The organism is Serinicoccus sp. CUA-874 (genome assembly GCF_001942225.1).
Lineage (GTDB): Bacteria > Actinomycetota > Actinomycetes > Actinomycetales > Dermatophilaceae > Ornithinicoccus > Ornithinicoccus marinus.
On sequence record NZ_MKJZ01000022.1, the window covers coordinates 122,981 to 149,670 of the forward strand.

General features: G+C 71.9%; 24 protein-coding genes and 2 pseudogenes. 7 read left to right on the forward strand and 19 right to left on the reverse strand.

Annotation, left to right across the window (positions count from 1 at the left end; translation table 11 throughout):
- Position 1: 1 nt before the first annotated feature.
- Genes BJF80_RS07375 through ftsE form a run of 3 tightly spaced genes read right to left on the reverse strand, consistent with a single transcriptional unit; the run spans position 2 to position 3,325 of the window.
- Complete coding sequence (locus BJF80_RS07375) at positions 2-1,696, reverse strand: M23 family metallopeptidase (RefSeq protein ID WP_075812573.1); 1,695 nt, start codon at positions 1,694-1,696, stop codon at positions 2-4.
- A gap of 52 nt (positions 1,697-1,748) precedes the next feature.
- Positions 1,749-2,633: a permease-like cell division protein FtsX gene (gene ftsX, locus BJF80_RS07380; RefSeq protein ID WP_321166361.1), complete on the reverse strand. Its 885-nt coding sequence runs from the start codon at positions 2,631-2,633 to the stop codon at positions 1,749-1,751.
- On the reverse strand, positions 2,630-3,325 hold the full coding sequence (gene ftsE / locus BJF80_RS07385) for a cell division ATP-binding protein FtsE (protein WP_075812575.1): 696 nt from the start codon (positions 3,323-3,325) through the stop codon (positions 2,630-2,632). Before ftsE ends, ftsX begins: the two co-directional genes overlap by 4 nt.
- 266 nt (positions 3,326-3,591) lie before the next feature.
- On the opposite strand from ftsE, the gene BJF80_RS07390 reads away from it, so the two are divergent.
- Positions 3,592-6,954 (forward strand): ExeM/NucH family extracellular endonuclease, encoded by a 3,363-nt coding sequence (locus tag BJF80_RS07390; RefSeq protein WP_083673517.1) that lies wholly within the window; start codon positions 3,592-3,594, stop codon positions 6,952-6,954.
- A gap of 87 nt (positions 6,955-7,041) precedes the next feature.
- Here the strand turns inward: BJF80_RS07390 and BJF80_RS07410 are convergent.
- The 3 genes and pseudogenes from BJF80_RS07410 to prfB all read right to left on the reverse strand — a co-directional run.
- Positions 7,042-7,623 (reverse strand): annotated as a pseudogene (locus tag BJF80_RS07410) ((S)-ureidoglycine aminohydrolase); the annotation flags it as partial.
- Positions 7,560-7,801 (reverse strand): annotated as a pseudogene (locus tag BJF80_RS19950) (solute carrier family 23 protein); the annotation flags it as partial. The pseudogenes BJF80_RS07410 and BJF80_RS19950, both read right to left, overlap by 64 nt.
- Positions 7,802-7,948: 147 nt before the next feature.
- Positions 7,949-9,070, reverse strand: coding sequence for a peptide chain release factor 2 (gene prfB, locus BJF80_RS07420; protein ID WP_075812577.1), 1,122 nt, complete (start codon positions 9,068-9,070; stop codon positions 7,949-7,951).
- Between the two features lie 91 nt (positions 9,071-9,161).
- Between prfB and BJF80_RS07425 the strand changes: the two genes are divergently transcribed.
- From BJF80_RS07425 to BJF80_RS07440, 4 genes are read left to right on the forward strand one after another with little or no spacing between them, the layout of a single operon-like run.
- Positions 9,162-9,467, forward strand: coding sequence for a hypothetical protein (locus tag BJF80_RS07425; RefSeq protein WP_022924870.1), 306 nt, complete (start codon positions 9,162-9,164; stop codon positions 9,465-9,467).
- Positions 9,464-11,485 (forward strand): hypothetical protein, encoded by a 2,022-nt coding sequence (locus tag BJF80_RS07430; RefSeq protein WP_143554021.1) that lies wholly within the window; start codon positions 9,464-9,466, stop codon positions 11,483-11,485. The genes BJF80_RS07425 and BJF80_RS07430 overlap by 4 nt, the downstream gene beginning before the upstream one ends.
- A 26-nt stretch (positions 11,486-11,511) precedes the next feature.
- Entirely contained in the window at positions 11,512-12,594 is a 1,083-nt protein-coding gene (locus tag BJF80_RS07435; RefSeq protein ID WP_075812581.1) for a hypothetical protein, read from the forward strand.
- Complete coding sequence (locus BJF80_RS07440; protein WP_075812583.1) at positions 12,595-13,131, forward strand: hypothetical protein; 537 nt, start codon at positions 12,595-12,597, stop codon at positions 13,129-13,131.
- A gap of 12 nt (positions 13,132-13,143) precedes the next feature.
- Here the strand turns inward: BJF80_RS07440 and BJF80_RS07445 are convergent, their stop codons facing one another.
- From BJF80_RS07445 to BJF80_RS07495, 12 genes are all read right to left on the reverse strand, one after another.
- Positions 13,144-13,701: a DinB family protein gene (locus BJF80_RS07445; protein WP_075812585.1), complete on the reverse strand. Its 558-nt coding sequence runs from the start codon at positions 13,699-13,701 to the stop codon at positions 13,144-13,146.
- A gap of 67 nt (positions 13,702-13,768) precedes the next feature.
- A complete protein-coding gene (locus BJF80_RS07450) occupies positions 13,769-15,088 on the reverse strand; it encodes an MFS transporter (protein ID WP_143554022.1) in 1,320 nt (439 codons plus the stop codon).
- Positions 15,089-15,207: 119 nt separating this feature from the next.
- Positions 15,208-16,716: a beta/alpha barrel domain-containing protein gene (locus BJF80_RS07455; RefSeq protein ID WP_075812589.1), complete on the reverse strand. Its 1,509-nt coding sequence runs from the start codon at positions 16,714-16,716 to the stop codon at positions 15,208-15,210.
- A gap of 302 nt (positions 16,717-17,018) precedes the next feature.
- Positions 17,019-17,678, reverse strand: coding sequence for an HAD-IA family hydrolase (locus BJF80_RS07460; protein WP_143554023.1), 660 nt, complete (start codon positions 17,676-17,678; stop codon positions 17,019-17,021).
- Between the two features lie 34 nt (positions 17,679-17,712).
- Complete coding sequence (locus BJF80_RS07465; RefSeq protein ID WP_075812591.1) at positions 17,713-18,174, reverse strand: pilus assembly protein TadG-related protein; 462 nt, start codon at positions 18,172-18,174, stop codon at positions 17,713-17,715.
- Positions 18,171-18,581 carry a hypothetical protein gene (locus BJF80_RS07470; RefSeq protein ID WP_075812593.1) on the reverse strand — a complete coding sequence of 137 codons (411 nt, stop codon included), beginning with the start codon at positions 18,579-18,581 and terminating at the stop codon, positions 18,171-18,173. The genes BJF80_RS07465 and BJF80_RS07470 overlap by 4 nt, the downstream gene beginning before the upstream one ends.
- A 53-nt stretch (positions 18,582-18,634) precedes the next feature.
- Positions 18,635-18,811: a hypothetical protein gene (locus tag BJF80_RS19955; protein ID WP_237767484.1), complete on the reverse strand. Its 177-nt coding sequence runs from the start codon at positions 18,809-18,811 to the stop codon at positions 18,635-18,637.
- Positions 18,811-19,020 carry a TadE family protein gene (locus tag BJF80_RS19960; protein ID WP_083673518.1) on the reverse strand — a complete coding sequence of 70 codons (210 nt, stop codon included), beginning with the start codon at positions 19,018-19,020 and terminating at the stop codon, positions 18,811-18,813. Before BJF80_RS19960 ends, BJF80_RS19955 begins: the two co-directional genes overlap by 1 nt.
- Before the next feature lies 1 nt (position 19,021).
- A complete protein-coding gene (locus tag BJF80_RS07480; RefSeq protein WP_022924883.1) occupies positions 19,022-19,222 on the reverse strand; it encodes a hypothetical protein in 201 nt (66 codons plus the stop codon).
- 27 nt (positions 19,223-19,249) lie between these two features.
- Positions 19,250-20,179 carry a type II secretion system F family protein gene (locus BJF80_RS07485; protein ID WP_075812595.1) on the reverse strand — a complete coding sequence of 310 codons (930 nt, stop codon included), beginning with the start codon at positions 20,177-20,179 and terminating at the stop codon, positions 19,250-19,252.
- A complete protein-coding gene (locus BJF80_RS07490; RefSeq protein WP_083652599.1) occupies positions 20,176-21,042 on the reverse strand; it encodes a type II secretion system F family protein in 867 nt (288 codons plus the stop codon). Before BJF80_RS07490 ends, BJF80_RS07485 begins: the two co-directional genes overlap by 4 nt.
- On the reverse strand, positions 21,042-22,274 hold the full coding sequence (locus BJF80_RS07495; protein ID WP_075812599.1) for a TadA family conjugal transfer-associated ATPase: 1,233 nt from the start codon (positions 22,272-22,274) through the stop codon (positions 21,042-21,044). Before BJF80_RS07495 ends, BJF80_RS07490 begins: the two co-directional genes overlap by 1 nt.
- Positions 22,275-22,489: 215 nt before the next feature.
- Between BJF80_RS07495 and BJF80_RS07500 the strand changes: the two genes are divergently transcribed.
- Together BJF80_RS07500 and BJF80_RS07505 are read left to right on the forward strand one after the other, a co-directional pair.
- Entirely contained in the window at positions 22,490-23,863 is a 1,374-nt protein-coding gene (locus BJF80_RS07500) for an FHA domain-containing protein (protein ID WP_075812601.1), read from the forward strand.
- A complete protein-coding gene (locus BJF80_RS07505; RefSeq protein WP_143554024.1) occupies positions 23,860-26,214 on the forward strand; it encodes an FtsK/SpoIIIE domain-containing protein in 2,355 nt (784 codons plus the stop codon). Before BJF80_RS07500 ends, BJF80_RS07505 begins: the two co-directional genes overlap by 4 nt.
- 27 nt (positions 26,215-26,241) lie before the next feature.
- On the opposite strand, the gene BJF80_RS07510 is transcribed toward BJF80_RS07505, so the two are convergent.
- Positions 26,242-26,670, reverse strand: a complete 429-nt coding sequence (locus BJF80_RS07510; protein WP_143554025.1) for a hypothetical protein — start codon at positions 26,668-26,670, stop codon at positions 26,242-26,244.
- Positions 26,671-26,690 lie beyond the last annotated feature (20 nt).

Sequence of the window (26,690 nt, forward strand, 5' to 3'; positions counted from 1 at the left end):
CTCAGAGCCAGCCGCGCGGGTTGGCCGGCGTGCCGTTCTCCCGCGTCTCGAAGTGCAGGTGGCAGCCGGTCGAGGAGCCGGTCGTGCCGACATACCCGAGCAGCTGCCCGCGGCTGACGGACTGACCGGCGGAGACCACCGCCGCGCTCTGGAAGTGCAGGTAGCTCGTGGTGAGGTTCACCCCCCGCTGCACCCCGTGGTCGACGATCACCATGTTGCCGCCGCCGGCGTCGAAGTAGGAGCTGTAGACGACGCCGTCCGCGGCGGCGACCACGGGGGTGCCGCAGCCGGCGCCGAAGTCCATGCCCGCGTGCAGCCGCCACATCTGGTAGACGGGGTGGAAGCGGTTGCCGAACTCGCTGGTGATCGGGGCGTTGACCGGCGACGACAGCACCCCGGATGAGCCGGCCTCCGCCGCGCTGCGCTCCTCCTCGGCCGCCCGCGAGGCCCGCTCCTGCTCGGCGGCACGGTCCGCTGCCTCCCGCTGGGCAGCCTCCTGGGCCGCCTGCGCGGCAGCAGCGGCCTCGGCCTCCGCAACCTCGGCACGGCGCGCCGCCTCCGCAGCGGCGGCCTCGTCCCGGAGCCGCTGCGCCTCGGCCTGCGCGGCGCGCTGACGCTCGGCCTCCCGCTCGGCGGCCCGCTGGCGCGCCGCCTCCTCCTCGGCGGCCTTCTTCGCCGCGGCCTCGGCGGCCGCCTGGCGACGCGCCTCCTCCTCGGCCTTGCGCCGGGCCTCCTCCTCGGCGATCCGCTGGAGCTCGGCCTCCTCCTCGGTCTGCAGCCCGTGCTTGGTCTCGGCCAGCGCCGCCAGCTCGCTCTCCAGGTCCTGGGCGCGCTGCTCCTCCGCGGCGAGGGACTCCTCGACCCTGGCCTTCTCGGTCTCCAGGTCGGCCTTGGCCTGCTCCTGCTGGGCCTCCAGCTCCTCGAGCTCGACCTTCGCGGCGTCCGCCGCCGCCCGCGCCTGCTCCTTGGCGATGACGTTGGCCTCGGCCTTGGCCAGCAGGTAGTCGATGTCGGACCGGATCCCGGTGAGCCGGTCCTGCTCGGCGACCTGCTCGGCCTCCTGGGTCGCGAGCTGCTGGATCTGCTGGTCCTGCACCCGCAGCACGGTCCGCGCCATCGACATCTGGTCCACCGCGTCCGCCTCGCCGGACAGCAGCTCCAGGGTGGTGGCGAGCGAGCCCATACCCCCTTCCTTGTAGCTCTCCCGCGCGATCGCGCCGACCGTGGAGCGCGTCTGCTCCTGGTCGGAGGCGACCTGCTCGATCGAGTCCTCGATCTGCGCCTCGTTCTCCCGCGCGACCGCGAGCTCGCCCTCGATCCGCTCGGTCTCGGCCTCGGCGTCGGCGAGGTCCAGCTCGGCCTCGTCGAGCACGACCCGTGCCTGCTCGACCTTGCCCTCGGTCTCGGCCAGCCGGGCCTGGGCGGTCTCGAGCTCCGCGCTGAAGTGCTCGTGCTCCTCGTGCAGGTCCTCGACCCGCTGCTCCCCCGCCTCCCGCTCGTCCGCGGCCGACCGCCGCTCCTGCTCGACCTTGGCGAGCCGCTCGCGGATGTCCTCCAGCTCGTCGGAGGCCAGGGCCGGGGTCGCGACCCCGAGCGCACCGACGAGCGCGACGGCGAGCGCACGCCTGACCCGCGGTCGGTATGTCGGTCGCCGGGTCGCGCCGCTCTCTCGCGGGGTGCGGGACGTGGGTGCCATGCGGTGTCTCCTTCTCAGACCCTGACGTGGCGCAGCAGCGCCATCCAGGAGGTCACGACGGCGAGCAGGACGCGCCGCCGACGAGGAACGGTGTGAGGAACCAGAGGTCGCGCTCGCCGACGAGGCTCACGAGGCCGCTCTCACCGGCGAGCAGCTCGGACAGGAAGCCGCTGATGCCGAAGCGCACGGTCGCCCAGAGCAGACCCACCGCCAGCGCGGCGCCGAGCAGCGCCGCGACGACGGTCTCGAGGACGAACGGCAGGTGGATGGAGAAGGCGGAGGCCCCCACCATGCGCTGGATCGCGGTCTCCCGTCGCCGGGTCCACGCGGTGAGCCGGATCGTCGTCGAGATGAGCAGCACGGCGCAGACGACCATCGCCACGGCAAGCGCCAGCGCGCCCCAGCTCAGGGCACCGAGGAAGGCGAAAAGCTTGTCGACCACCTCGCGCTGGTCCTCGACGCTGTCCACGCCGGGCGCCTGCTCGAAGGCGGCGCGGATGACGTCGTACTTCGAGGGGTCGGACAGGTTGACGCGGAAGGAGGCGGGGATCGACTCCTGCGGCACCGAGTCCAGCGCCGAGCTGTTGCGGAACTGCTCGGTGAAGCGCTCGTATGCCTCCTCGTTGGACTCGTAGAAGTACTCGGTGACCAGCGGCTCCAGCCCCTGCAGGTCGGCCTCGACCTGGTCGCGCTGCTCCGGGGTGACCGCGCCGCCGGCGCAGCCCGGGGCGTCGGTCGAGTCAGGGGTGCACAGGAAGATCGAGACCTGGACCCGGTCGTACCACTCCCCCTTGGCCGTGTTGACCTGCGCCTGCGCGAGCAGCCCGACGCCGAGGAAGAAGAGCGAGACCATCGTCACGAGGACGACGGAGACGAACATCGAGAAGTTGCGGCGCAGGCCGTTGCCGACCTCGCCCAGCAGGAAGCCCGGCCTCACGACACGACCACCTGCCGGTAGCCGCCCTCGGCCTGGTCGCGCACGACCTCGCCATCACGCAGCTGGACGACGCGCTTGCGGAACTGGTCGACGATCGTCGTGTCGTGCGTGGCCATGAGCACCGTGGTCCCCGCCCGGTTGATCCGGTCCAGGATCGCCACGATCTCCTGGCTGGTGTCCGGGTCGAGGTTGCCGGTCGGCTCGTCGGCCAGCAGGATCGGCGGCTTGTTGACCATCGCGCGCGCGATCGCAACCCGCTGCTGCTCCCCGCCGGACAGCTCGTGCGGCAGCCTCCTGCCCTTGCCCTCCAGGCCGACGAGGGCCAGGGTCTCGGGGACCCGCTGCCGGATCTCGTGCCGGCTCGCGCCGAGCACGTGCAGCACGTAGGCGACGTTCTGGTCGACGGTCTTGCCCGAGAGCAGCCGGAAGTCCTGGAAGACCGTGCCGATCTGCCGCCGGAGCAGGTGCACGCGGCGGGGTGCGAGCGCGCCGAGGTCGTGCCCCGCGACGAGCACCCGCCCGGCGGAGGGCCGCTGCTCGAGGATCACCAGGCGCAGGAGCGAGGACTTGCCGGAGCCCGACTCCCCCACGACGAAGCAGAACTCGCCCCGGGTGACGTCGAGGTCGACCTCGCGCAACGCCCAGGGGTCGCCCTTGGCGTAGCGCAGACTGACGCGCTCCATCGTGATCATCCGGGCGGGACTCCAGAGGTTCGTGTGACAGATGTGACGAGAGGGCAGGGAGTGTCGACCGCGACACACGCTAACCGATGAGGTCCTAGGGTCAAGGGTTCCCACGCCGACCACGCCCGGAGCGATACCAGCCGGCGAACGGGGGGTGAAACCTCCCCCCACGCAGCGGGTCCTGGTCGCGGTTGTCGGTGCCAGCGGCTACCTTCACTGGCACCGGGTCCGTGGCGTCCCGGCATACCTGTCCCTTGCCCATTGGAGTGCAACAGATGCAGATCCCCCTCCGGCGTGCCGTCGCGGCCGCCTCGACGTGCGCGCTGGCCGTCACCGGCCTGGTCGCCCTCGCCCCCAGCAGCCTCGCGGCCGGGCCCGGTCTCGTGATCAACGAGGTCTACGGCGGCGGCGGCAACTCCGGTGCCGACTACACCCACGACTTCGTCGAGCTGTTCAACTCCACGGACGAGCCGATCGACCTCGACGGGTATGCCGTCACCTACTACTCCTCCTCCGGCAACCCCGGCGGCGGCACGTGCGCACTGTCGGGCACCGTCGCCCCGGGCACCCACTTCCTGATCCAGCAGAACCCGGGCGCGGGCGGCACCACCCCGTTGCCCGACCCGGACGCGGAGTGTGGCGCCTCGATGAGCGGCTCCAGCGGCAGCGTCGAGCTCACCTCCGGCGAGGAGGTCGTCGACCTGGTCGGCTACGGCTCGGCCTCGCTCTTCGAGGGCAGCGCCGCGGCGGAGAGGCTGAGCAACACGACCTCGGCGAGCCGGACCGACGCGGTCGACACCGACGACAACGCCGCCGACTTCACCCGCGGCGAGCCCACCCCCACCAACAGCGGTGGAGGTGGCACCGACCCGGAGCCGGAGCCCGACCCGGACCCGGTCGAGGCGAGCATCGCCGAGATCCAGGGCACCGGCGAGGCCTCAGAGCTGGTCGGCCAAACGGTCAACACGAGCGGCGTGGTGACCGCGGCCTACCCCACCGGCGGCTTCAGCGGGGTCTACCTGCAGACGGCCGGCACCGGCGGGGTGGAGAAGGTGCCGGGCGACGCCTCGGACGGCATCTTCCTCTACAGCTCGTGGGCGGCGGACAACGCCGAGATCGGCGACTGCCTCCAGGTCGAGGGGGCCGAGGTGGTCGAGTACAACGGCCTCACCGAGATCTCCGGCGGCTTCGTCGACGTCGTCGAGGGCTGCGAGGCGGTCACGCCCACCGCGCTCTCGACGCTGCCGGTGACGGACGCCGAGAAGGAGGTCTACGAGGGCATGCTCGTGCAGCCCGAGGGGACCTACACCATCACCAACAACTACCAGCTCAACCAGTACGGCCAGATCGGTCTGGCGCTGGGTGAGGAGCCGCTCTACCAGGCCACGGACCGCGTGCTGCCGGGCGAGGAGGCCGAGGCCTACGAGGCGGCCAACCAGGAGCGCTACATCACCCTGGACGACGGCTCGAGCTGGGACTACCTGCGCAACAGCACGGCCCAGTCCTCGGCGCTGCCCTACCTGTCCGCCGAGGAGCCGCACCGCACCGGCTCGCAGGTCACCTTCGCCTCGCCGGTGATCCTGGACTACCGCTTCCAGTGGAACTACCAGCCGGTCGGCCAGGTCGTCGGCTCGGAGAGCGCGGTCGACCCGATCACCAGCGAGAACGACCGCGAGGTCGACCCGCCCGCGGTCGGTGGCGACGTCCAGATCGGTGCGTTCAACGTGCTCAACTACTTCTCCGACCTCGGCCGGGACGAAGAGGGCTGCGACTACTACGCCGACCGCTTCGGCAACCCGGTCGGCACCGACTTCTGCGAGGTCCGGGGCGCCTGGTCCGAGCAGGCCTTCCTGGACCAGCAGGCCAAGCTCGTCACCGCCATCAACGGCACCGATGCCGAGGTCCTCGCGCTGATGGAGATCGAGAACTCCGCGGCGCTGTCCTACATCGACCACCCGCGCGACAAGGCGCTGGCCGACCTCGTGGCGGCGCTCAACGCCGAGGCGGGAGAGGAGCGCTGGGCCTACGCCCCGTCGCCGACGGTGACCCCGCCGGGCGAGGACGTCATCCGCACCGCCTTCATCTACGACCCGTCCGAGGTGTCGCTCGAGGGTCCCTCGCTGATCCAGCTCGACGACGCCTTCGCCAACGCCCGCTACCCGCTGGCGCAGGAGTTCACCACGACCGACGGCACGTCCTTCGTGGCGATCGCCAACCACTTCAAGTCGAAGGGGTCCGGCGAGGACGACGGCACCGGTCAGGGCCGGGCCAACCCGGCGCGCATCGCGCAGGCCGAGGCGCTCAGCGCCTGGTCGGAGGAGATGTTCGCGGACGAGGCGGTCTTCCTCATGGGCGACTTCAACGCCTACAGCCGCGAGGACCCGGTCCGGGTCATCGAGGACGCCGGCTACACCAACGTCGCCAGCGCCTTCGAGCCGGACTCGATGACCTACCAGTTCAGCGGACGCCTGGGCTCGCTGGACCACGTCTTCGCCAACGAGGCGGCCACTGAGCTGGTGTCCGGTGCGGGCGTGTGGGACATCAACGGCGATGAGTCGATCGCGTTCCAGTACAGCCGGCGCAACTACAACCTCGTCGACTTCCACAGCGACGACCAGTTCGCCAGCTCCGACCACGACCCCGTCCTCGTCGGCCTCACCGCCGACACCGACGAGACCGTGCCGGTGGAGCGCATCGCGGGCACCAACCGCTACGACACCGCGGCCAGGATCGCGGCTGCCTACCCCGAGGACGTGAGCACGGTCTACATCGCCACCGGCGAGAGCTTCGCCGACGCGCTCTCCGGCGCAGCACCCGCCGCCCGCGGCCTGCTGCCGACGACGAGCGGCGAGGTCGCCGTCGCCCCCGACGGCTCGCCCGCCCCGATCCTGCTGACGCGGACCGCCGGGCTGCCCCAGGCCACCATCGGTGCGCTGGAGGACCTCGAGCCGGACAACATCGTCATCCTCGGTGGCGAGGTCGCGGTCTCCGAGGACGTCGAGGAGGCGCTGGAGGGTTACGGCGAGGTCAGCCGGATCTCGGGCGAGGACCGCTACGAGACCTCCGCGCTGCTCGCGACGCAGTACGGCGACGTCGACCACGTCTACGTGGCGACCGGTCAGAACGGTGCCTTCGCCGACGCCCTGTCCGCGTCGTCGCTGGCCGCCACCGAGGGGGTGCCGGTCCTGCTGACCCGCACCGCCACGGTGCCCGGCTCGCTCACCACCGCCCTGGAGGCGCTCGGCGACCCCGAGGTGATCGTCCTGGGCGGCGAGGGTGCTGTCAGCGGAGACGTCTTCACCGCCCTGGGCGCGACCGAGCGTCTCGCCGGGACCGACCGCTACGGCACCTCGGTGGCCGTGGCCGAACGGTTCGGCTATGACGAGACCAACCCCGCCCCGGCGGTCCACGTCGCCACCGGCCTGGACTACCCGGACGCGCTGGCCGGCTCGGCCCTGGCCGGGATCCAGCAGGTCCCCGTCATGCTGAGCCGCACGGACGACATCCCGGCGGACACGCTGGACGCGATCGTCGCCCTCGACCCGGCTCAGGCGTTCCTGCTGGGTGGCACCACCGCCCTGACGGACAACGTCTTCGACACCCTCGTCGCCGCCCTCAACGGCGACCAGGCGCCCTGACGGGAGGCGGCCGGTCACCGGCCTGACACGACGCGGCGGGCGGCATACCTCCAGGTATGCCGCCCGCCGGCGTTCGTCAGGAGGTGCTCAGAGGGTCAGGGCCGCGTGCCGGTTGACGTCCTTGTAGAGCAGGTAGCGGAACCGGCCGGGGCCGCCGGCGTAGCAGGCCTGCGGGCAGAACGCGCGCAGCCACATGAAGTCCCCGGCCTGCACCTCGACCCAGTCGCTGTTGAGCAGGTACATCGCCTTGCCCTCCGGGACGCAGAGCCCGTGCTCCATGACGTGCGTCTCGGGGAACGGGATGGCCCCGCCGGGCTCGAAGGTCACGATGTTGACGTGCACGTCGTGCCGCACGTCGGTGGGGTCGGCGAAGCGCTGGGTGCGCCACACCCCGTCGGTGTCCGGCATCGCGCCGGCCTCGACGTCGCGCTCATGCGTGACGAAGGCCTCGGGCAGGTCCAGCCCCGGCACCCGCTGGTAGGCCTTGCGGACCCAGTGGAAGGTCGCGGTCTCCTCGCTCCGGTTGTGCAGGGTCCAAGCCGCCCCGGGCGGGAGGAAGGCGTAGCTGCCCGGCTCCAGCGCGTGCTCGGTGCCCTCGAGGGTGAGGGTGAGGGCGCTGTCGACGACGAAGAGGACGCGCTCGGCGTCAGCAGGCCGAGGAGCACGAGGATGCCGCCGCCCGCGGTGACGACCCAGCGCGAGCGGATGCCGGTCACCGCGACGAGCCCGACGTCTGCGCGAAGCCGGACTGGGGGAAGGAGTTGAAGACCGGCGCGGCCATGGTGGAGAGCATGTCGGCGCGCAGGCCGTTGGCGATGCGCCGCGAGTCGACCTTGGTGCGGACGATCTACCCGACGGCGATTTCCCTTTAGTGGAAGTTCGATTCCGTATAGGGAGATCAGACCCGAGACTTGGGCGGCGTCAAGAGTCGCCCGCGGACGTTCGGGTATGCCGTCGCCGGGCCCCGCAGGGCCCTGGCGTCAGGAGGGTCCGGTCAGTCCTGCTCGCGGTCGGCGGAGCGCTTCCACCGGATGCCGGCGTCGATGAAGTCGTCGATGTCGCCGTCGAGGACGGCCGAGGTGGAGCCGACCTCGTGGTGGGTGCGCAGGTCCTTCACCATCTGGTAGGGGTGCAGGACGTAGGAGCGCATCTGGTCGCCCCAGGAGGCCTTGATGTCGCCGGCCATCTCTTTGCGGGCGGCGTCCTCTTCCTGCTTCTTCAGCAGGAGCAGGCGCGACTGGAGCACGCGCAGCGCTGCCGCGCGGTTCTGGATCTGGCTCTTCTCGTTCTGCATCGAGACGACGGTGCCGGTGGGGATGTGCGTCATGCGCACCGCGGAGTCGGTGGTGTTGACCGACTGCCCGCCCGGCCCGCTGGAGCGGAAGACGTCGACCTTGAGGTCGGCCTCGGGGATGTCGATGGTGTCGGTGCTCTCGATGAGCGGGACCACCTCGACGGCGGCGAAGCTGGTCTGCCGGCGCCCCTGGTTGTCGAACGGGCTGATCCGGACGAGCCGGTGGGTGCCGGCCTCGACCGCGAGCGTGCCGAAGGCATACGGCACCTTGACCTCGAAGGTGGCCGACTTGAGGCCGGCCTCCTCGGCGTAGGAGGTGTCGAGCACCGCGGTCGGGTAGTCGTGCCGCTCGGCCCAGCGCAGGTACATCCGCATGAGCATCTCGGCGAAGTCCGCGGCGTCCACTCCCCCGGCGCCGGAGCGGATGGTGACGACCGCCTCGCGGATGTCGTACTCCCCGTTGAGCAGGGTGCGGACCTCGAGCTGCTCCACCGCCCTGCGCAGCGAGGCCAGCTCCTTCTCGGCCTCCTCCAAGACCTGGTCGCCATCCGCGCCACCTTCTTCGCGACCGAGCTCGACCAGCGCCTCGAGGTCGTCGATGCGGGAGTCCATGCCGGTGACCTTGTCGTGCTCGGCCTTGGCCCGCGACATCGCCGAGGTGACCTTCTGCGCGTTCTCGACGTCGTCCCACAGGTCGGGCTTGCTGGCCTGCTCCTCGAGGTCGGCGATCTGCGCCCCCAGCCGCTCCAGGTCGGTGACCTCACGCACCGACGCCATCGTCGCGCGGAGCTGCTTGATCTCGGTCTCGAAGTCGACTGCCACGAGCGACAAGCCTACGCCCAGCGGGCCTCGACGAGGACGAGCGGTGCCTTGCTACGCTGGCTGCCGGGACGCGCACAGGAGGGGTAGCGCCGTGGCAGAGGACGATGAGCCGGAGACGTTCACCAACTTCTACCGCCAGGACATCGACGACGCCGAACGAGACATGGGAGAGATCGCCTCCGAGATGGCGGCGCTGCTCGACGGCGTGCGGCGTGCCCTCGACAACGGGGCCTGGGTGAGCAGCAGCGCGGACGACTTCGCGGCAGCCCTGAGCGACAACCAGCGCCGGCTCCGCACCGGACCGGACCTCTCGCTGAGCGAGATCCGCGGAGAGCAGGGCCCGGCGCACCCGCACCAGATCGAGAAGGAGCACCGGGACTACGGGTGGGGCCGATGAGCGAGGTCAAGATCCACCTCGAGTTCTTCCACGACCTCATCAAGGGCATGGAGACCGCCGACACGGGCATACCCACCCAGGTCGGTCGCATGCAGCGAGTGATCCAGTCGGTCGACCTCTCCTCGGAGGGGCTCTACACCCCGGGCAGGGCGCTGGACTGGGTGATCGACGAGCTTCCGGGTCTGCGGCGTCGCCTCGCACTGGCCGAGCTGGTCAACTCCATGCTGCCGCAGGGCATGGACGTGGTGACGATCGACGAGTCACAGCTGCCCACGCAGTCGCCGCACGAGGCGGAGGCGGACGCGCGGCGGGCGGCCGAGCTCATGACGATCTACGGCTCGCCCATGTATGAGGACCTCATCAACGAGGAGGGTGAGCTCCCGCAGGAGATCGTCGACTTGCTCAAGGAGAACGCCCACGACCCCTACTTCGCGGCGGAGCTCGCGGAGCAGACCGACCCCGCGGTCGTCGCCTCCTTCCTGGAGAACCTCGCGAAGGCCAACAACCGCTTCCTCCAGATGGAGGAGGATCCGCCCGACTCCTACGCCGCCGACTACGACACCATCGTGCAGGGCCTGGGCACGTCCCTGGGTCAGGCCACGAGCAACACCGGCGACCTGGCCCTCGACGACGACGTCCGGGAGCGCTGGCTCACGGCAATGACGACCCCGACGTTCGCCGCCGAGCCCGGTGAGCTGGCGACACCGGGCGACGACGCAGCGATCCTCACCTTCCTCACGACCACGGGCAACTGGGATCCGCAGTTCCTGCAGTCCGCGGTCGAGCGGGTGTATGTGCAGGAGCGCCACCACGAGGGCGGCCACGAGATGTGGTGGACCGGCACCGGTCCACCCATGCTCCCCGGCTTCGAGGACGGTCCGATGGACCCGATGACGCAGCTGCTCCTCGGGCTGCGCAACCACCCTGGGACCGTCCAGGCGCTGCTCGACGACGACCGGCCTCAGACCAGGTCGGTCGACGGCGAGGAGATCGGCCTGGACGGTCTCACCCGGCACCTGGTGCGCCGCGGCTGGCCGATGGACGAGGGCCAGACGGTGGTCGGAACGTTCGCCGTCGCCACCAACCTCGGCGATCCGGCGGCCGGGAAGGAGATCGCCGGGGTTCTGGGCAGGGAGCTCGAGGACCTGCAGGCCGACATCGCCGCGGACAACAAGGAAGCGGAGCGCCTGGACCGGCACGTCGCGGCCGACTGGGCCTCAGTCGTCCCCGTGATCGGCACACCCGTCGACGTCGGCAACGCGCTCTGGTATGCCTCCGAGGGCGACTGGGGTAACGCTGGCTGGTCCGCCGCAGGAATGGTGCCCTTGGCCGGTGACGGAGCTGTGGCGGTCCGCAACCTGGCCCGCAACGCCGACAACGTCAAGATCCGCGGTCTTCGGTTGACCGACCTCGTCGACGCCCAGCAGCTCGATGACTTCCTCACGACCCATGGTCGGCTGCCCACGGCTGGCGACTTCTTCCGCGGCCGGTTCCTCATCTCCCCCGAGCGGATCGCGAATCTTCCGCCTGGCCTGCGCCACCTGGGACGCATCTTCAACGGGCAGGCGCATGACGCGGCCCTGACCGCCGCGACGAAGGACCGTGGCGGTTTCGGGCACGTGTACCTCAACGCGCCGCCGGGCTACGGCGGCCGCGGGAAGTACGTCGTGGTCGACGGATGGATCCCGCCCAAGGTGGACGAGCGAGGCAGAAGACTCAGCCCTGGCGCCATCCTGGAGTTCAAGGGCAGCCAGCTCAGCGAGATCAACCCCACCACCTGGAAGCGTTACGTCAACCAGATCGCTGATCGTTATCCGAGCGGCGCCACCATCGCCAACGTGCGGAGCTCGCGAGGGGCGCGGCAGGGCGGTTTCACCGCCATCGAGGGCGAGCTCCACATCGTCCTGCCGCGACAGCTCGATGACATCCCCAGTGATATGCGGAGGTATGCGAATGGACGAGGGGTGAAGATCTTGCAGGACTTCGAGCTGCCGGAGCAGCCGTGGTGGCGCCAGTGACGCAACCGGCGAGGCAGGATGGGCGTATGCGGGTGAGGTACGGACAGTTCTGGGACCGCTCGACCCACGACTTCAGCAGTGAGCTCGTCTCCGTCGATGAGGCCTGGGAGCTGTTCGAGACCGAGGGGTTCGTCAGTGTCGAGGTGACGGATGGCGACCGGACCACCATCGTCTACGCCTTCTCAGCCGGTTCCGGAACCACCGCTTGGTACGAGTCACGCACGCTGGTGCAGGAGCACGCGCTCTCTCGTTCGGCGCACGGGGAGCACGACCTCTTGGTCGACGACATCAACGAGCATCACGACGGCGGAGCGCGTGTCGTGGCCTGGGAGGTCTTCCCTTCCTACGGGGTGGCCTCCCGCCAGGTACGGCACTACCCGGCCGGTGAGCACGACGAGCGGACCTGGCACACCCTGACCGCAGCCGACCTCGACCTGCTCTCGGTGCCCGGCCCTATCGACCCCCGCGACGTCAACGCCCTGATCGAGCCGTCTCTTCTGGGGGTCACGCAGCGTCTCGACGCCCTGCCGCAGGCGGAGTTCGGTCCGCTGCCCGCGACCTGGGAACCTGTGCCGGCTCCGGGAGTGCCAACGTATGGAGCCCGCCGTGTCGGCGAGAGCAACGCGCTGTGGGGCTTCATCACGGCCCGAGAGGCCGAGCAGCGTCACGTCTCCGGCGAGCCCTGGTGCCTGGACCTCCAGCCAGCATGGCCCGGCACCGCCAGCAGCCCGCGGATCACGGTCGACGTGACAGGGGACAAGATCTTCGTCGATCTGCGCCACGGGCAGCACTCGATCCGTCGGATCGGGTTCGTCCGCACTGGCGAGGCTGCCCGGTTGGGTTCGGCCAGGGAAACCCGCTGGGACGACACGGTCCGATCACGCCCGCCCTTGTGGGTCACGCTGCGTGACCCACACAGCTCACGCAGCCTCGACTTGCCGACCAACGGTGAGGCTGAAATACGCCGCACGGTCCGCGGCACCCTGGTGGAGAGCACTGCGATTCCCACGCGACCGCCTCGTCTCTATGATGCCGCCACCGTCGAGGACGTCGCCGCTCTCGCGCTCGAAGCCCAGCACCTCACCATCGACGAACTCCTGGAGGACTGAATGCACCTCGCTCTCAATGCCGTCAGCCCGGGTCGCCCGGTCGACACGCTCGCGACCGCCTCGCTCGACCCCGACCCCGCCGTGGCCCAGCAGTGGGTCCAGGTCCTCAGCGGTTCACCCGCCAGCTACGAGGGGACGGGCCCGCTGTCCGAGCTAGTGGCGGATCCCGACCGTTCTGCGGCAGGGATCTACGACGGGATCCCCTTCGTCGCCGGGCCGGTGCCGATGGACGCGACGATGGGCTGGCCTCCGCAGGAGGAGGACACCTGGTGGTCCGTGCTCTGGTCCTCCCCCGCGGACACGGCCGTGCTGCTGGTCCGAGAGCCTCCGGGCGACCTCGCGCGGCAGGTGGTTCACGCCGAGGGAGCCGTCGAGGAGGAGACGGGCAACGCGCTGCCGGATGAGCCTGACCACGGTGACACCGAGACCTACGCCTCGGCGGTCAGCACCGCGCTCTTCGGCTTCGACGTCACGACGATGTCACCCGGCCGCATCGACCCCGCCGCCCTCGAGGTGCACCACTTCCGGCTCTCCTGACCGCGAGGACGGTCACTCCCCCGTCTGCCCGTCGGCGAGCTCGCGCAGCAGGTCGGCGTGGCCGTTGTGCCGGGCATACTCCTCGACCATGTGGGTGAGGATCCACCGCACCGAGACGTGGCCCCGGCCGCCCCACGCCGGGTGCGTCACGCCGAGCGGGTCCTCCGCGTCCGACGTGAGCGCCTCGCGCAGGGCCCGCCGCGAGCGCCCGACCGACGTCTCCCAGGTCCTGCGGACGTCATCGGCCTCCTGCGACAGGGCGCTGTTCCACTCCCAGTCCTCGTCCGCCTCCCAGTCGACGTCCGCCCACGGCGCCGGCATGGCGGTCTCGGAGAGGACCTCGGTGAACCAGTAGTCCTCGACCCACGCCAGATGCTTGAGCAGCCCGGCCAGCGTCAGGGCACTGGTATGCCCGGGCAGCCGCACCCGCAACCCGTCGGCCTCCAGGTCACGGGTCTTCCACTCCAGCGTCGCGCGCTGGTAGTCGAGGAAGCCAGCCAGCGTGGCCGCCTCCCCGGCCGCCAGCGGCGGCTCGGGGCGGCCCACCTCGTCGATCGTGATGTCGCTCATGCCCGGCACACTAGGGCTCGCTGCGGACAGCGGGCGACCGCATTTCGGCCCCGGGCAGTGACGCGGCTCAGGTCTGGGCGGGCTCGTGCTGGTGCAGGTCGGAGTCCTGCAGCGACTTCGGCACCATCGACACGGCGACGAAGGAGATCAGGCCCAGGACGGCGATGTAGACGCCGATGGTCCAGGACTGGCCGGTGCGCTGCAGCAGCAGCTCGGCGATGAGCGGGGCGAAGGCGCCGCCGACGATCGAGCCGAGGGCATACCCGATGGAGACGCCGGAGTAGCGCACCCGGGCGGGGAACATCTCGGCGTAGAGCGCCGACTGCGGGCCGTAGGACGGCCCGAGCCCGACGGTGAGCACGAGGATCGCCAGCGTGAAGAGCGGCAACGACGCGGTGTCGAGCAGGAACCACATGGGGATCGCCCAGAGGATGATGATGCCGTAGCCGATCTGGAAGGTCAGCACGCGACCGATCCGGTCGGAGAGGTAGCCGCCGTAGAGCGTGAAGACCAACCACCCCACGCCGCCGAGCAAGGAGGCGATGAGCGTCTCGGTGCGCTCCATGCCCAGCGCGTCGACGCCGTAGCCGTTGAAGTAGGCGATGACGAGGTAGCCCGCCGCGTTGTTGGCGGCGAAGATGAGCGCGGCGAGGATGACGTTCTTGCGGTGGTGCCGGAAGAGCTCGCCGAGCGGGGCCGACTCCTTCTGCCGCAGCCGGGCCATCTCGGCGAAGACCGGCGACTCCTCGACCTGCCGGCGGATCCAGTACCCCAAGCCGATGAGCACGATGGAGAAGAGGAACGGGATGCGCCAGCCCCAGGTGAGGAACTGCTCGTCGGTCATGAAGGTGCTGAGGCCGAACATGAACAGCGTCGCGACGATCATGCCGATGGGGACGCCGATCTGCGGGTAGGCCCCGAACAGGCCCCGCTTGCCCAGCGGCGCGTGCTCGACCGACATGAGCGCGGCGCCGCCCCACTCACCGCCGGCGGAGAAGCCCTGGAGCAGCCGCAGGAAGATCAGCAGGACCGGGGCCGCGACGCCGATCTGGGCATACGTCGGCAGCAGCCCGATGATCGCGGTGGCGCCGCCCATGCCGACCAGGGTGAAGACGAGGACGACCTTGCGGCCGAAGCGGTCACCGAGGTGCCCGGCGACGACGGCGCCGAGCGGGCGCACGAGGAAGCTGATGCCGAGGGAGGCCCACGCCGCGAGCTGCGCGCCGCCCTCGCCCATGGGCGCGAAGAAGAGCTGGCCGAGGACGAGCGCGGCCGCCTGGGCGTAGATGAAGAAGTCGTACCACTCGATGGTGGTGCCGACCAGGGTGCCGGCGAGGACCTTGCGCTCCTCCCGCGCCCGGTCGGTGCGTGCTTCACTGCCGGTCATCGTCGACCCTCCTGACGGTGCGTGGTGCGCCACGGAGCGGTCCCTGCGAGGGGCGGGCCGGCGCGGCGGTGCGTCACCCGATGATAAGCACGCGCCGGGCCGGCCGGGGCAGAGCCTGCTCAGGCGGTGTGCCGCAGGCCGGCCGCGGCGGGCACCTGCTCCTGCAGGTAGTCCAGGGCCTGCACCGCGGTCCAGCCCTCGGGGTGCCGCTCGATGAGTGCGGTGGCACCGGCGAGGTCCTGGCCGAGCGTGACGAGGGTGTCCTCGGCATACCCGTCCTTGCGCTCCTGCCCCAGGCCGATGTTGGCCATGAGCCCGTTGCACAGGCACTTGCGTCCGACGGTGTCGGCCTCGTCGCCGCCCTTCTTGAGATACATGTGCACCGGCTCGGAGGCACAGCGGTAGCCGATCTCGCCGTCCTCGCGCTCGTAGGGCTGGCGCAGGTAGGACAGGTCGCACAGCCGGGGACGGGCCTCGTAGACCTCGACCTGGCTGGCGGTGCCCTCCAGGGTCGCGACCTTGAACGGGAAGCCGGTCGGGCTGGCGCGGGGGTCGTTGCGGACGGCGAGCTCGCCGGTGCGCAGCCGTCCGATGAGCTGCCCGCGCGGGCCGTCGGCCAGGCCGGAGTCCTGCGACAGCGCGAAGAGCGTGCCGACCTGGACCCCGACCGCGCCGGCGGCGAGGGCCTCGGCGACCTTGTCGGGGGTGGAGTAGGCCCCCGCCATCCAGAACGGCAGCCCGATGTCGACCATCTTGGCGAGGTTGGCCTCGTCACGGTCACCGTAGACGGGCTCGCCGGCCTCGTCGAGCTGCATCTTGCCGCGCGGCGGGGCGGAGTGGCCGCCGGCCGGGGGCCGCTCGACCACGAAACCGTCGGGGCGGATCTCGGGGTCGCGGTGCAGGTAGTTCGCCAGCTGGTCCACCGAGATGATCGCCAGGAAGTCGGGACGGGTCAGCGTGGGCAGGTCGTCGCCGAGCAGGTCGACAGGGTCGACGGTGATGGTCCGGCGCATCTTGCCCCCGAGCACGTCCGCGGAGATGCTGCCCGGCTCACCCGCGGCGAGGGAGCGCAGCAGCTGCGGGATCTCCCGGGGTATGCCCGCGCCCATGAGCACGTAGTCGACCCCGGCGATCATGGCGCCCAGGATCGCCGCGGGGTTGGCCATCTGAACCTTCTCGAGGCAGTTGATGCCGACGGCGCCCTCGGTGGAGTGCTGGGCCAGGTCCTCCTTGGCCAGCCACACCTCGGCGAAGTTGCCGACGACGCCCAGCTCCTGCCCGGCGCGGGCGGTCTCCAGGGTCAGCTTGGGGATGGGCTTGTAGGGCGTGCCCGGCGCCTTGCCGCCGTCGACGAAGTACTTGTCCAGCACCCGCTGAGCCATCTCCTGGCTGGGGAAGGCGGCCAGCGCCCGGCGGTAGTGCCCGCCCGGGTCGCCGTCCTGCAGGACCCGGCTGAGCACCGCGTCCATGGCCGTGCCGGAGACCACACCGAGCTGCCCGTTGCGCGCCACCTGTCGGGCCAGTCTCCATCCGGAGACGGCCACCCCCATGCCGCCCTGGATGATCGTGGGCCGGGGACGGTCGGTGTGGGTGGGCAGGTGGATGGGCTGGGCAGTGGGTGCGGCCATGCGAGGTGACACCTCTCTGGTCGGGGAGCAACCTACGCAGACGTAGGTTTCGCTTGCGTAGGTTACGGTAACGTAGGTAACCGCTCTTGTCAGGCCTCGCAGGTCAGCGGCGTGCCTGGGGGTGTGTCGGGCATACCCGAACCCGGAGCGATGGGGGTCGCCAACCGGCACTGAGCGCCGGTTCGTCACTCATGAGCCTCCTCGACTGGGCTCATCAGTGACATCCCGGCGTTCAGTGGACGACGCGGCTGCAAGCGGGGCTCGCGCAGCCCGGTCACCGCTCGGGCGCCGGGCGGGCGCCGTCAGCGCACCTGCAGGTGGACCCGCACTCCCCCGTCGACCTGCTCGAAGCGGATGTCGGCCAGCGACTCGACCACCAGGTCGGCGTCGGGCTCGAGCGCGTCCTGCTCGGTCGTCGTCAGCAGCGCGAGGGTGGCCGCACCAGCCGCCCGGCCGGCCTGCAGCCCCGCGGGAGCGTCCTCGACGACCAGGCAGCGCGCCGGGTCGGCGCCGAGCAGGCGGGCCCCGGTGAGGTAGGGCTCCGGGTCGGGCTTACCGGCGCTGATGTCGTCGGCGGTGACGACGACCGAGGTCTGGATCAGCCCGGCGGCACGGATCCGCACCTGGGCCAGCTCCCGACCGGCAGAGGTCACGATGGCGCCCCGCTCCCCCACGGCGGCCAGCGCGTCGACCGCGCCGGGCAGGGCCACGATGCCCTCGACGTCCTCCAGCTCGCGCCGGTCGATGTCGGCGGTGGCGGCGTCCGCGTTCAGGTGCGGCGCGACCCGCTCGACGATCCCCCGGCTCGTCACCCCGTGGAAGTGGCCGAACCGCTCGAGGGGCACGTCGTGCTCGGCCGCCCAGGCACGCCACGAGCGCTCCACCGGCCCGCGGGAGTCGGTCAGGGTCCCGTCGTTGTCGAAGAGGACGGCCTCGAAGATCTCGGTCGTGATGTCTCGCACCGGGTCATCGTGTCAGGCGCCTGCCCGGTATGCCTCACCCCGCCACCTCCGAGCGCGCGGACGAGGTCACGGTGATGGTCACGCCGCCCCCGAAGGCCTCCAGCACCGAGCTGACCACCGGGATGCTGGCCCGGCCGGTGACGGTGACGACCGCCGTGCGGCCGTCCGTGGTGCCGGTGCCGCTGCCCAGACCCCACTCCTCGATGCGCGAGGGCTGCACGCGTCGCGCCAGATGCTCGGAGGCGGCGTCGATGACCGTCTGGTCGGTCACCGGGGGGCCCGTGCCGAGCCCACCCTCGTAGATCTGCTCGCGGGCCAGCGCGTCGCTGGCGTCGAGGGCCGCGGCGTCCGCCGCGTCGAGCAGCTGGATCCGGCTCAGCTGCACCGAGGTCACCCCGATGACGGCGAAGACGATGGTCAGCGTCAGCGCGACCATGCCGATGAGCAGGATGCTGATCTGGCCGCCGTCGCGCTCCTCCGTGAGAGTCCCCGTCATCGTCCGCCTCCCCGGAACTCGTCCACGGGCTCGTGGTGGGTGGACGTGAGGGTGACGGAGGTGGGCACCCGGTCACGCATGAAGTCCGGCACCAGCGGCAGCTCGACGCTGATCTGCGAGTCGACGAGCACCGTCGTGCCGGGAGCCAGGCACCCGCCGTCGGGACAGGAGACCTGCACCCCACCGTCACCGTCCTCGAAGCCGTGCGAGCGGTAGACCAGGGCAGCCGCCACCTGGGCCCGGGACGAGGCAGCCTCGACACCGTCGGCCGTGACGAAGGCGCGACCCGCCTCACGGGCCGCGGCGGTCACGGCATACGCGCCGGCCTGGACCCGCCCGACCGTGCCGACGAGGTAGAAGAGCGGGACGACGAGCAGCACGAGGAGGAAGGCGACCTCGACGGTCATCGACCCACGGTCCGACGCGATCCGCGGCGAGCTCGCTGCCGTGGCCGTCGCTCTCACTGGTCCTCCGCGAAGGCCTGCCCGACCACGGTCATCTGCCGGTCAGGGCCGAGCGGCCCGACGAGCGGCAGCCGCATCGTCGCGCTCACCTCGACCACCTCCACTCCGCCCACGGTGGTGCGACCGGACGTGACGGTCACTCCCGCTGCCCCGCCGGGCAGGCTCGAGGCCATCAGCTCCTGGGCCCTGCGGGCACCGTCCGCGGGGGTGCTGTCGACCCGGGCGCCACCCGCGCCCCCTCGACGACGTGCGCGGTCGCGGTGTTGTGCAGGTGCAGCCCGAAGGCGAGCTGCATGACGCCGAGCATGAGGACGCTGACCAACCCGGCCAACATCGCGAACTCCGCGGGAGCCGCGCCCCGGTCGGTCGCGGCGAGGCGCATGTCAGCCGCCGACGGAGTTGACGGCCTCGGAGAACAGGCTGGTGAGGAGGGGCTCGGCGACCAGCAGCAGGGCGGTCACGAGCGCGGCGGTCATGATGGTGATGAGCACCCACCCGGGCACGTCACCGCGCTCCGGCTCGGACAGCCACAGGCGGACACGGTGCCGCAGGCCAGCGGGGTTCACGCGGAAGCGTCGGGTCATGGTCGTTCTCCTTCTGGTGGTGGATCTCTAGAGACTGAGGCGCAGCAGGGTCACGCCGGGGAAGACGGCGAAGAGCACCGTCACGGGCAGGATGAGGAAGACGACCGGGATCATCATGGTGATCTCGCGCTTGCCGCCCTCCTCGATGAGCTGCTGACGTGCCGACTCGCGGGCGTCGGCGGCCTGGGCCCGCAGCACCTCGCCCAGCGGGGTCCCTCGCTGCAGGGCGACGACCAGGCCGTCCACGAAGCGGACGATCGGCGCGACACCGGTCCGGTATCCGAGACCCTGGAGGGCCTCGGGGAGGCTGGCGCCGGTCCGGGCCTGGGCCAGGCACAGGTCGAGCTCGGCCGCCAGCTCTCCCCGGGAGAGTCGGGCCACCCGTTCCAACGCCTGGGCCGTGCCCTCGCCCGCCGTGATCGACAGGGCGAGGAGCTCCGCGACAGCCGGGAACTCGGCCATGATCTGGTGCTCGCGACGGGTCGCCGCCCGACTGAGCATCCAGTCGCGGGCCACGACACCGGCCAGGAAGGCAGCCCCCACCAGGAGCAGGACGATGGCGGGGCTGGTCCCCCGGGCGAACCAGAGCAGCGCTCCCAGCGCCACCGCGGCCGCTGCGGCCAGCACCCCCCAGACCACCTGCTGCACCCGGAAGCCCTCCACGTCACCGGCAAGGCCGGCACGGTGGAGGCGGCTGCGCACCGAGTCAGCCCCTCCCAGCAGCCGGTCCAGCAGATGCGCGGCCCGACGTGCCAGCGGGGTCAGCAGGTCGCTGACCTCCCAGGGCTGCGGGTCGTCGAGGGCGAGGAGACGGGACTTACGGGGCGGGCGGTCAAGGTAGGGCTCGATGCGGTCGGCCAGGTCGACACGACGGGCCACCGGCAAGCCGGCCCAGACGAGCACCAGGCCCGCACCCAGCGTCAGGCCGAGGACCGCACCCCACCAGGCCGGGTTCATCGCAGCACCCGTGCTTCCTCCGGCAGTCGCCCGACGGCGACCATGACCCGGTAGGCCACCAGGGACAGCGCCGCACCGATGGCCAGCACCAGCGCTCCGGCGGGCGTGCCGTAGGCCTGCAACGTGCTCCCTCGCGTGGCCAGCAGAAGCAGCACCGCCCACGGGGCAGCCATCGCCAGCCGGGCTGCGTTGACGGTCCAGGACTGGCGCGCCTCGAGCTCGGCACGAGCCCGTGCGTCGTCCCGCAGGAAGGTGGAGAGCGTGCGCAGCACCCGCCCCAGGTCGGTGCCGCCGACGTCACGGGCGATCCGGAGTGCCTCGATCAGGCGGTCGGCCACCGGGTCCGCCAGGCGCTCCTTGAGCAGGTCCAGGCTCTCCGAGAACCGGCCTGTCGCCCGGTAGTCGTGGGCGAACTCCTCGAAGGCGGGTCGGAGCGCCTCCGGCCCGCGGTCCGCGAGCTGCACGAGCGCCTCGGGGAGCGCCAGCCCGGCCCGAACCGCCGACTGGACGTGGTCGACGGCGTCGGGCCAGACGTCGCGCAGCCGTGACCGCCGGCGTCGGGCGCGCGCCAGGACGACCGCCAGCGGCAACCAGGCCGCCATCACCGCGAAGCAGACGCTGATGGTCCAGACGCGGGTCACGGCATACCCGAGCAGCAGCACGACGAGGGCCGCGGTCAGGCAGAGGATGAGCAAGGTGCGCGCGCCCAGACCGCGGACGCCGGCGAGCACGATCTGGTCCTGCAACCGCTCCAGGCGACGTGCACCGGGGCGGCGCCCCAGGCGCTCCTGCCGCGGCCAGAACGACCACCAGATGCTGGCGAGCCCGAGACCGAGCAGCAGCCCCCACCCCGCGCCCGCGATCATGCGCCCTGCCCCAGCAGCTGCCCGAGGTCGAAGCCCGCGCGGGCGAAGCGCTCGCGGTGCGGTGGGAAGCCGTCGGCGCGCACGAGGTCGGTGCCGGACCGCACGAAGAGGTCGGCGATCTCGACGACTTCCCCCTCGGTGCGTCCTGGGAGCGCGGCGATCTCGCGCACCTGGCGGCTGCCGTCGGCCTCGAGGGCGAGGTGGACCACGATGTCGACCGAGCCGGCGACCGTGGGCACCACGAAGCTGCTACTCACGTTGGAGCCGGCCAGCAGCGGCAGGGTGCACATCTTCGTCACGGCCTCGCGGGCCGAGTTGGCGTGGATCGTGCACATCCCGGGCAACCCGCTGTTGAGGGCGATGAGCAGGTCCAGGCTCTCCTCCTGCCGGACCTCTCCGACGATGATCCGCCCGGGGCGCATCCGCAGCGCCTCCTTGACCAGCCGTCGCAACGGGATCTCCCCGGTCCCTTCCAGGCTCGGCTGCCGGCACTGCATCGCGGCGACGTCCCGGAGGTTGACCTTGAGCTCGAAGACCTCCTCGCAGGTCACGACGCGCTCGCCGGGAGGGATGGCCGTCGTAAGGCAGTTAAGCATCGTCGTCTTGCCCGCCTGCGTGCCTCCAGCCACGAGGATGTTGAGCCCGCTGGCCACAGCGGCCTCGAGGAAACGTGCCGCCTGGGCGGAGAGCGTGCCTAGCCGCACCAGGTCGGCGAGCTCGTCGGCGGCGACGACGAACTTGCGGATGTTGACCGCCCAGTGCCGTCGGGTGATGTCCGGGATCGCCACGTGCAGACGGCTGCCGTCGGGCAGGCTCGCGTCCACGAAAGGGCTGCTCAGGTCGACCCGACGGCCGGAGCTGCGCAGCATGCGCTCCACCAGGTCGTGCACCTGCTGCTCGCTGAGCAGGGTCGGGGTGAGCTCGGAGCGACCGTTGCGGGCGACGAAGACCCTGGTCGGTTCGTTGATCCAGATCTCCTCGACCGCCGGGTCGTCGAGGTAGGGCTGCAGCGGCCCGAAGCCCGCCACCGACTCCACGAGGGCGCGGTGCGCCTCCTTGCGGTCGGTGATCGGCACGAGCCCGCCCACCAGGGAGCGGTCGTCGTAGTCGTCGAGCACCTCGCCGACCAGGTCGTGCACGGCCGCGTCGTCGCGGGTGGGGTCCAGGCGCCGTCGCCGGATGAGCTCGCGGACGTCGTCCTCGAGCAGTTGCAACGCCGTCGCCGACATCTGCCCTGCCTCCCCGTCACTCTCCTGCGAGCTGCGGCCTCCCGGCATACCCGCACCCGATGCTCCGGCCGATCCTGACACCGACACCCGTCCTTTGCCAAGGGTCGCGCCCTCTGCCCACGACTGTAGGTGGCCGAGCGGCATCGACGCCGGCCCCGGTCCCCACCTGTGGATAACTCGGGTGGGCCGGAGATCGACCTGCGCAAGATCGGGGTATGCGAGTCATCGTCACGCGGGCACGCCGGGACCGGGTGGAGCATCTCGCGGTCACCGCTCCCGACGGCGCGACCGTCGGCGACCTGCGTCGGCAGGTCGACGGCCCGGCCTTCACAGGAGAACCCGAGGAGCGGGGCTCCCTGCCCCTGGAGCACGGCAGCGACCTCGACGACGGCGGGACGTCTCCGGAGGAGGCGGCGGGGCTGCCCCGGCTGGTCGTGACCACCGGACCGGACGCGGGTGGCACCGCGGCCCTGCCTCCTGGGCGATGGGTCACCGTAGGCAGGGACCCGCGCTGCGACCTGACCATCGCCGACCCTGGGCTGTCGCGACGCCATCTGCGCGTGCGCCAGGACCGCGACGGCGTGCGCGTCGAGGATCTCGCGTCGACGAACGGCCTGGCCTGGGAGAGCGGCACGCGGCAGCCGTCCGGCACGTGGCCGGTGGGTGACCGGCTGCTCATCGGCGGATCCGGTGTCGTGCTCGTGCCGCGCCCCCCGGCTCCGGCGCGTCAGGTGAGCGGTGGCGGGGTCCGCGAGGTGGTCCCGTGGCCGCGCTCGGCGCGTGCTGTCCCGACCCGTGAGCTCACCACGCCGGCCGCGGCGGCGCGTCGTCGGGTCCGGCCGCCGAGCGCCTGGACGTGGAGCCTGCCGCTCGTCGTGGCGCTGGCCGTCGCGCTGCTCCTGCGGATGCCCTGGCTGCTGCTCTTCGGGCTGCTCGGCCCGGCGATGGTCCTGGGTCACTTCCTGGGCGACCGCCGGGCCGCGCGGCTGGAGCACGAGGAGGCCCTCGTCGAGCACGCACGGGTACGCCGCAAGAATGAACACCGTGCGCGGCGCTACCTCGCGGAGGAGCTGATGCTGCTGCGGGAGAGGCATCCGTGCCTGGTCGGCGTGACCACCAGGCTCGTGCCGCACCCCTCGACGTCGCTCTGGGAGTGCTCGGCGGAGGACCTGGAGGTATGCCTGGGCGAGTACGCGTGTCCGTCGTCGGTGCGGCTCGAGGACGAGGCGCTGTGGCACGACGCGGCTCCGCTGCCGCTCACCCTGGCAGGCCCGCTGGTGGTCTGCGGAGCACGGGCGCTCCGGGAGGCCTTCACCCGGTCCCTGGTCCTGCAGCTCGCGACCCGTCACCCTCCGACGCAGTGGACGCTGCTGCTCGACCCTGCGCGTGCGCCCGGTGCGGCCTGGGACCTGCTGGGGTGGCTACCGCAGACCAGCACGAGCGGGTCGACTCCCGACGGGAGAACACTCCGGTGGGGGGAGGACCTCCTCCTGGTCGACGACGTCACGCAGCGCCGGCGGGCGCCACCCGCATCGTGCTCACTTCCGGCACCCGAGCCGTCCTCCAGGTCCCTGGGCAGGACGAGGTGACCTTCACCCCGACCACGCTGGGCCTGGCCCGCGCCCGGGCGCTCGGGCACGCGCTCGCTCCGTTGCGCGCCCGGGACGCGGTGGACGGCGATCCCGACGCACCGGCCCTGCCGGGCGGCTCCCCGCCCCTGAGCGAGCTGGTGGGGTGGCCCGACAGTGTCGAGGACGCGCTCGCCACGTGGGCGGGGCATACCCCGGGCCTCGCGGTCGACCTCGGTCACGACGCCGCGGGACGCCCCGTGACGATCGACCTGGTCCGGGACGGACCGCACGCCCTCGTCGCCGGGACGACCGGCGCCGGCAAGTCGGAGCTGCTGCGCTCCCTCGTGGTGGGGCTGGCGCTGCGCCGCTCGCCGGGCGACCTCGCGCTGCTGCTCGTCGACTTCAAGGGCGGCTCCTCGCTCGGCGACTGCGCGCTGCTCCCGCACGTCACGGGGATGGTGACCGACCTCGACCCGCACCTCGCCGGCCGGGTGCTCGCCTCGCTCCGGGCCGAGCTGACCCGCCGGGAGGGCGTGGTCGCCGCCGCGGGGGTCAAGGACGCCGCCGAGGTGCCCGGCCTGCCACGACTCGTGGTGGTGATCGACGAGTTCCGGGTGCTGGCCGAGGAGGTCCCCGAGGTGATGGGCGGCCTCATCCGGCTGGCCGCCGTCGGGCGCAGCCTCGGGGTCCACCTGGTGCTCGCCACCCAGCGGCCGGCCGGTGTCGTCGGACCCGACCTGCGGGCCAACGTCAACCTGCGCATCGCCCTGCGACTGCGGGACTCCGCGGACTCGCACGACGTCATCGAGACCGCCCAGGCGGCACTGCTCCCCGAGGGCAGACCGGGCCTCGCGCTCTGGCGCACCGGCGCCGACCTCCCCCGCGCCATCCAGGTCGCCCGCGTCGGCCCACCCCGCCGCCGGTCGTCGTCCGGGTGGGACGTCCAGGTCGTGCCGGACATCTGGTCCGCTCGACGGGTGCTGGACCGGCCCGCGGAGGCGGAGGCGGAGGCGGATGACCTCGGCGCGCTCGCGACCACGCTGCGGGAGGCGGCCGAGCAGGCGGACCTGCACCCGCCGGTGGTCTGGCACCCGCCGCTGCCGGAGGAGCTGGGGACGCTCTCCGGGGAGCCTCGTGCGTGGGCGCTGGCCGACGTCCCGTCCCGGCAGGCGCGGGAGGCGCTGACCTGGGTCGGGGACCATCACGTGGGTCTCGTCGGCGCGGCGCGCTCGGGGCGTACGACGGCGCTGCGGTCCCTGCTGAGCCGGGCCGACGGCGCGTGGGTCGTCGTGCTCGACCTCGGGCGCGGGCTGGAGGGCACGGAGGCCGCCGAACACCCGGGTCTCGTCGGGTGGGTCCAGCCGGACGACCTGGCCCACGGCATCCGCGTCCTGGACCGGCTCGAGGGAGTCGTACGCGCACGACAGTCGGCCGGTGCCGGGGCCGAGCACGTCCCTGTGGTGCTGGTGCTCGACGGCTGGGACCGGTTCGTCGACCTCTTCGAGCCGGTCGAGCGAGGCCGTGCGGTCGACGTCGCCCTGCGCGTCCTGCGCGAGGGCCCGGCGGTCGGGGTCGTCGCCCTGCTCAGCGGCGACCGTAGCCTGCTGCTCGGCAAGGTCGCCTCGACCCTGCCGAGCACCTGGGCGCTGCGGCTCAACGACCCGAGCGACCTGCTCATGACCGGGTTGCGGCCGCACCAGCTCCCCACGACACAACCGCCGGGGCGACTGGTGAGCATGCGCGACGGCACCGAGGCGCACGTCGTCCTCCCCTCCGCTGGCCAGCCGGTGAGCCCCGCGGGTCACCCGCCGCTGGTATGCCGTGCCCTCCCCCGCCGGTGGTCGGCCGGGAGCGGGCAGTGGGCGGTCGGCGGGGACGAGGCGGCACCGGTGCCGCGCCCCGCAGGCTCCGTGCTGGTGATCGGGCCGCCCGGCTCCGGACGCACCCACGCCCTCGCCCGGCTGCGCGACGGCCGGCCCGCGGTCGTCGTGGACCCCGCCTCCCCGCCGGAGGTCGAGGAGGTGAGTCGCGCCTGCGCCGGGCTCGGCACCGGTGGCCTGCTCGTGGTCGACGACGCCCACCTCCTGGCGGGGTCACCGCTGGAGGACGCCCTGGTCGAGGTGGCGACGGCATACCGCATGGAGCTGCTGGTCGCGGCGGACGCCGAGGCCGCGGCGGGCGCCTTCCGCGGGCTCGTCCCGCAGGCCGCCCGCGCCCGCACCGGCGTGGTGCTGCAGCCGGGCAGCGCCAGCCACGGCGCCGTGCTGGGCGTCAGCGTCCCGGTCGGCGACCTCCCGCTGCCCGGCCGGGGCGTGCTGGTGCACCGCGGGCGCTGCACGCGGGTCCAGGTCGTCGCCCCGGAGGAATGATCGTGGCTCTCAGGACAAGTCGGCCGCTCAGGCGGTCTGGTCGCGATCCTCCAGCCGACCCATGAGGAAGGTCGCGGCCACGGTGACCACCCCGAGGGCGAGCGTGCCGACGCCGACCCACCAGGGTGCGAGCGGCAGCAGCGCGATGCCGAGGGGCACCAGCAAGAAGTTGAAGGCGATCGCGGGAGCCTGCGAGCGCGGGTGGCGGCGCGACAGGCCGAGCGCGGTGTAGCTCAGGCCGATGATGAAGACGACCATCGTCACCACCGACATGATGACGATCATGAGGTCCTGCCCCTGGCCCAGCACCAGCTCGACGAGGTAGAACACCGCGAACCCGGCGAGGATCACCGCCTCCAGCGCCACGAGTGAGGCGGCGACCTGCCCGGCGGTGCGCTGGCGCTCCGTCGCCGGCGGCATCGGGGCCGGCGTCGCTGGGGTATGCCGCTCGCTCACCCCACCATCGTAGGTCGCGC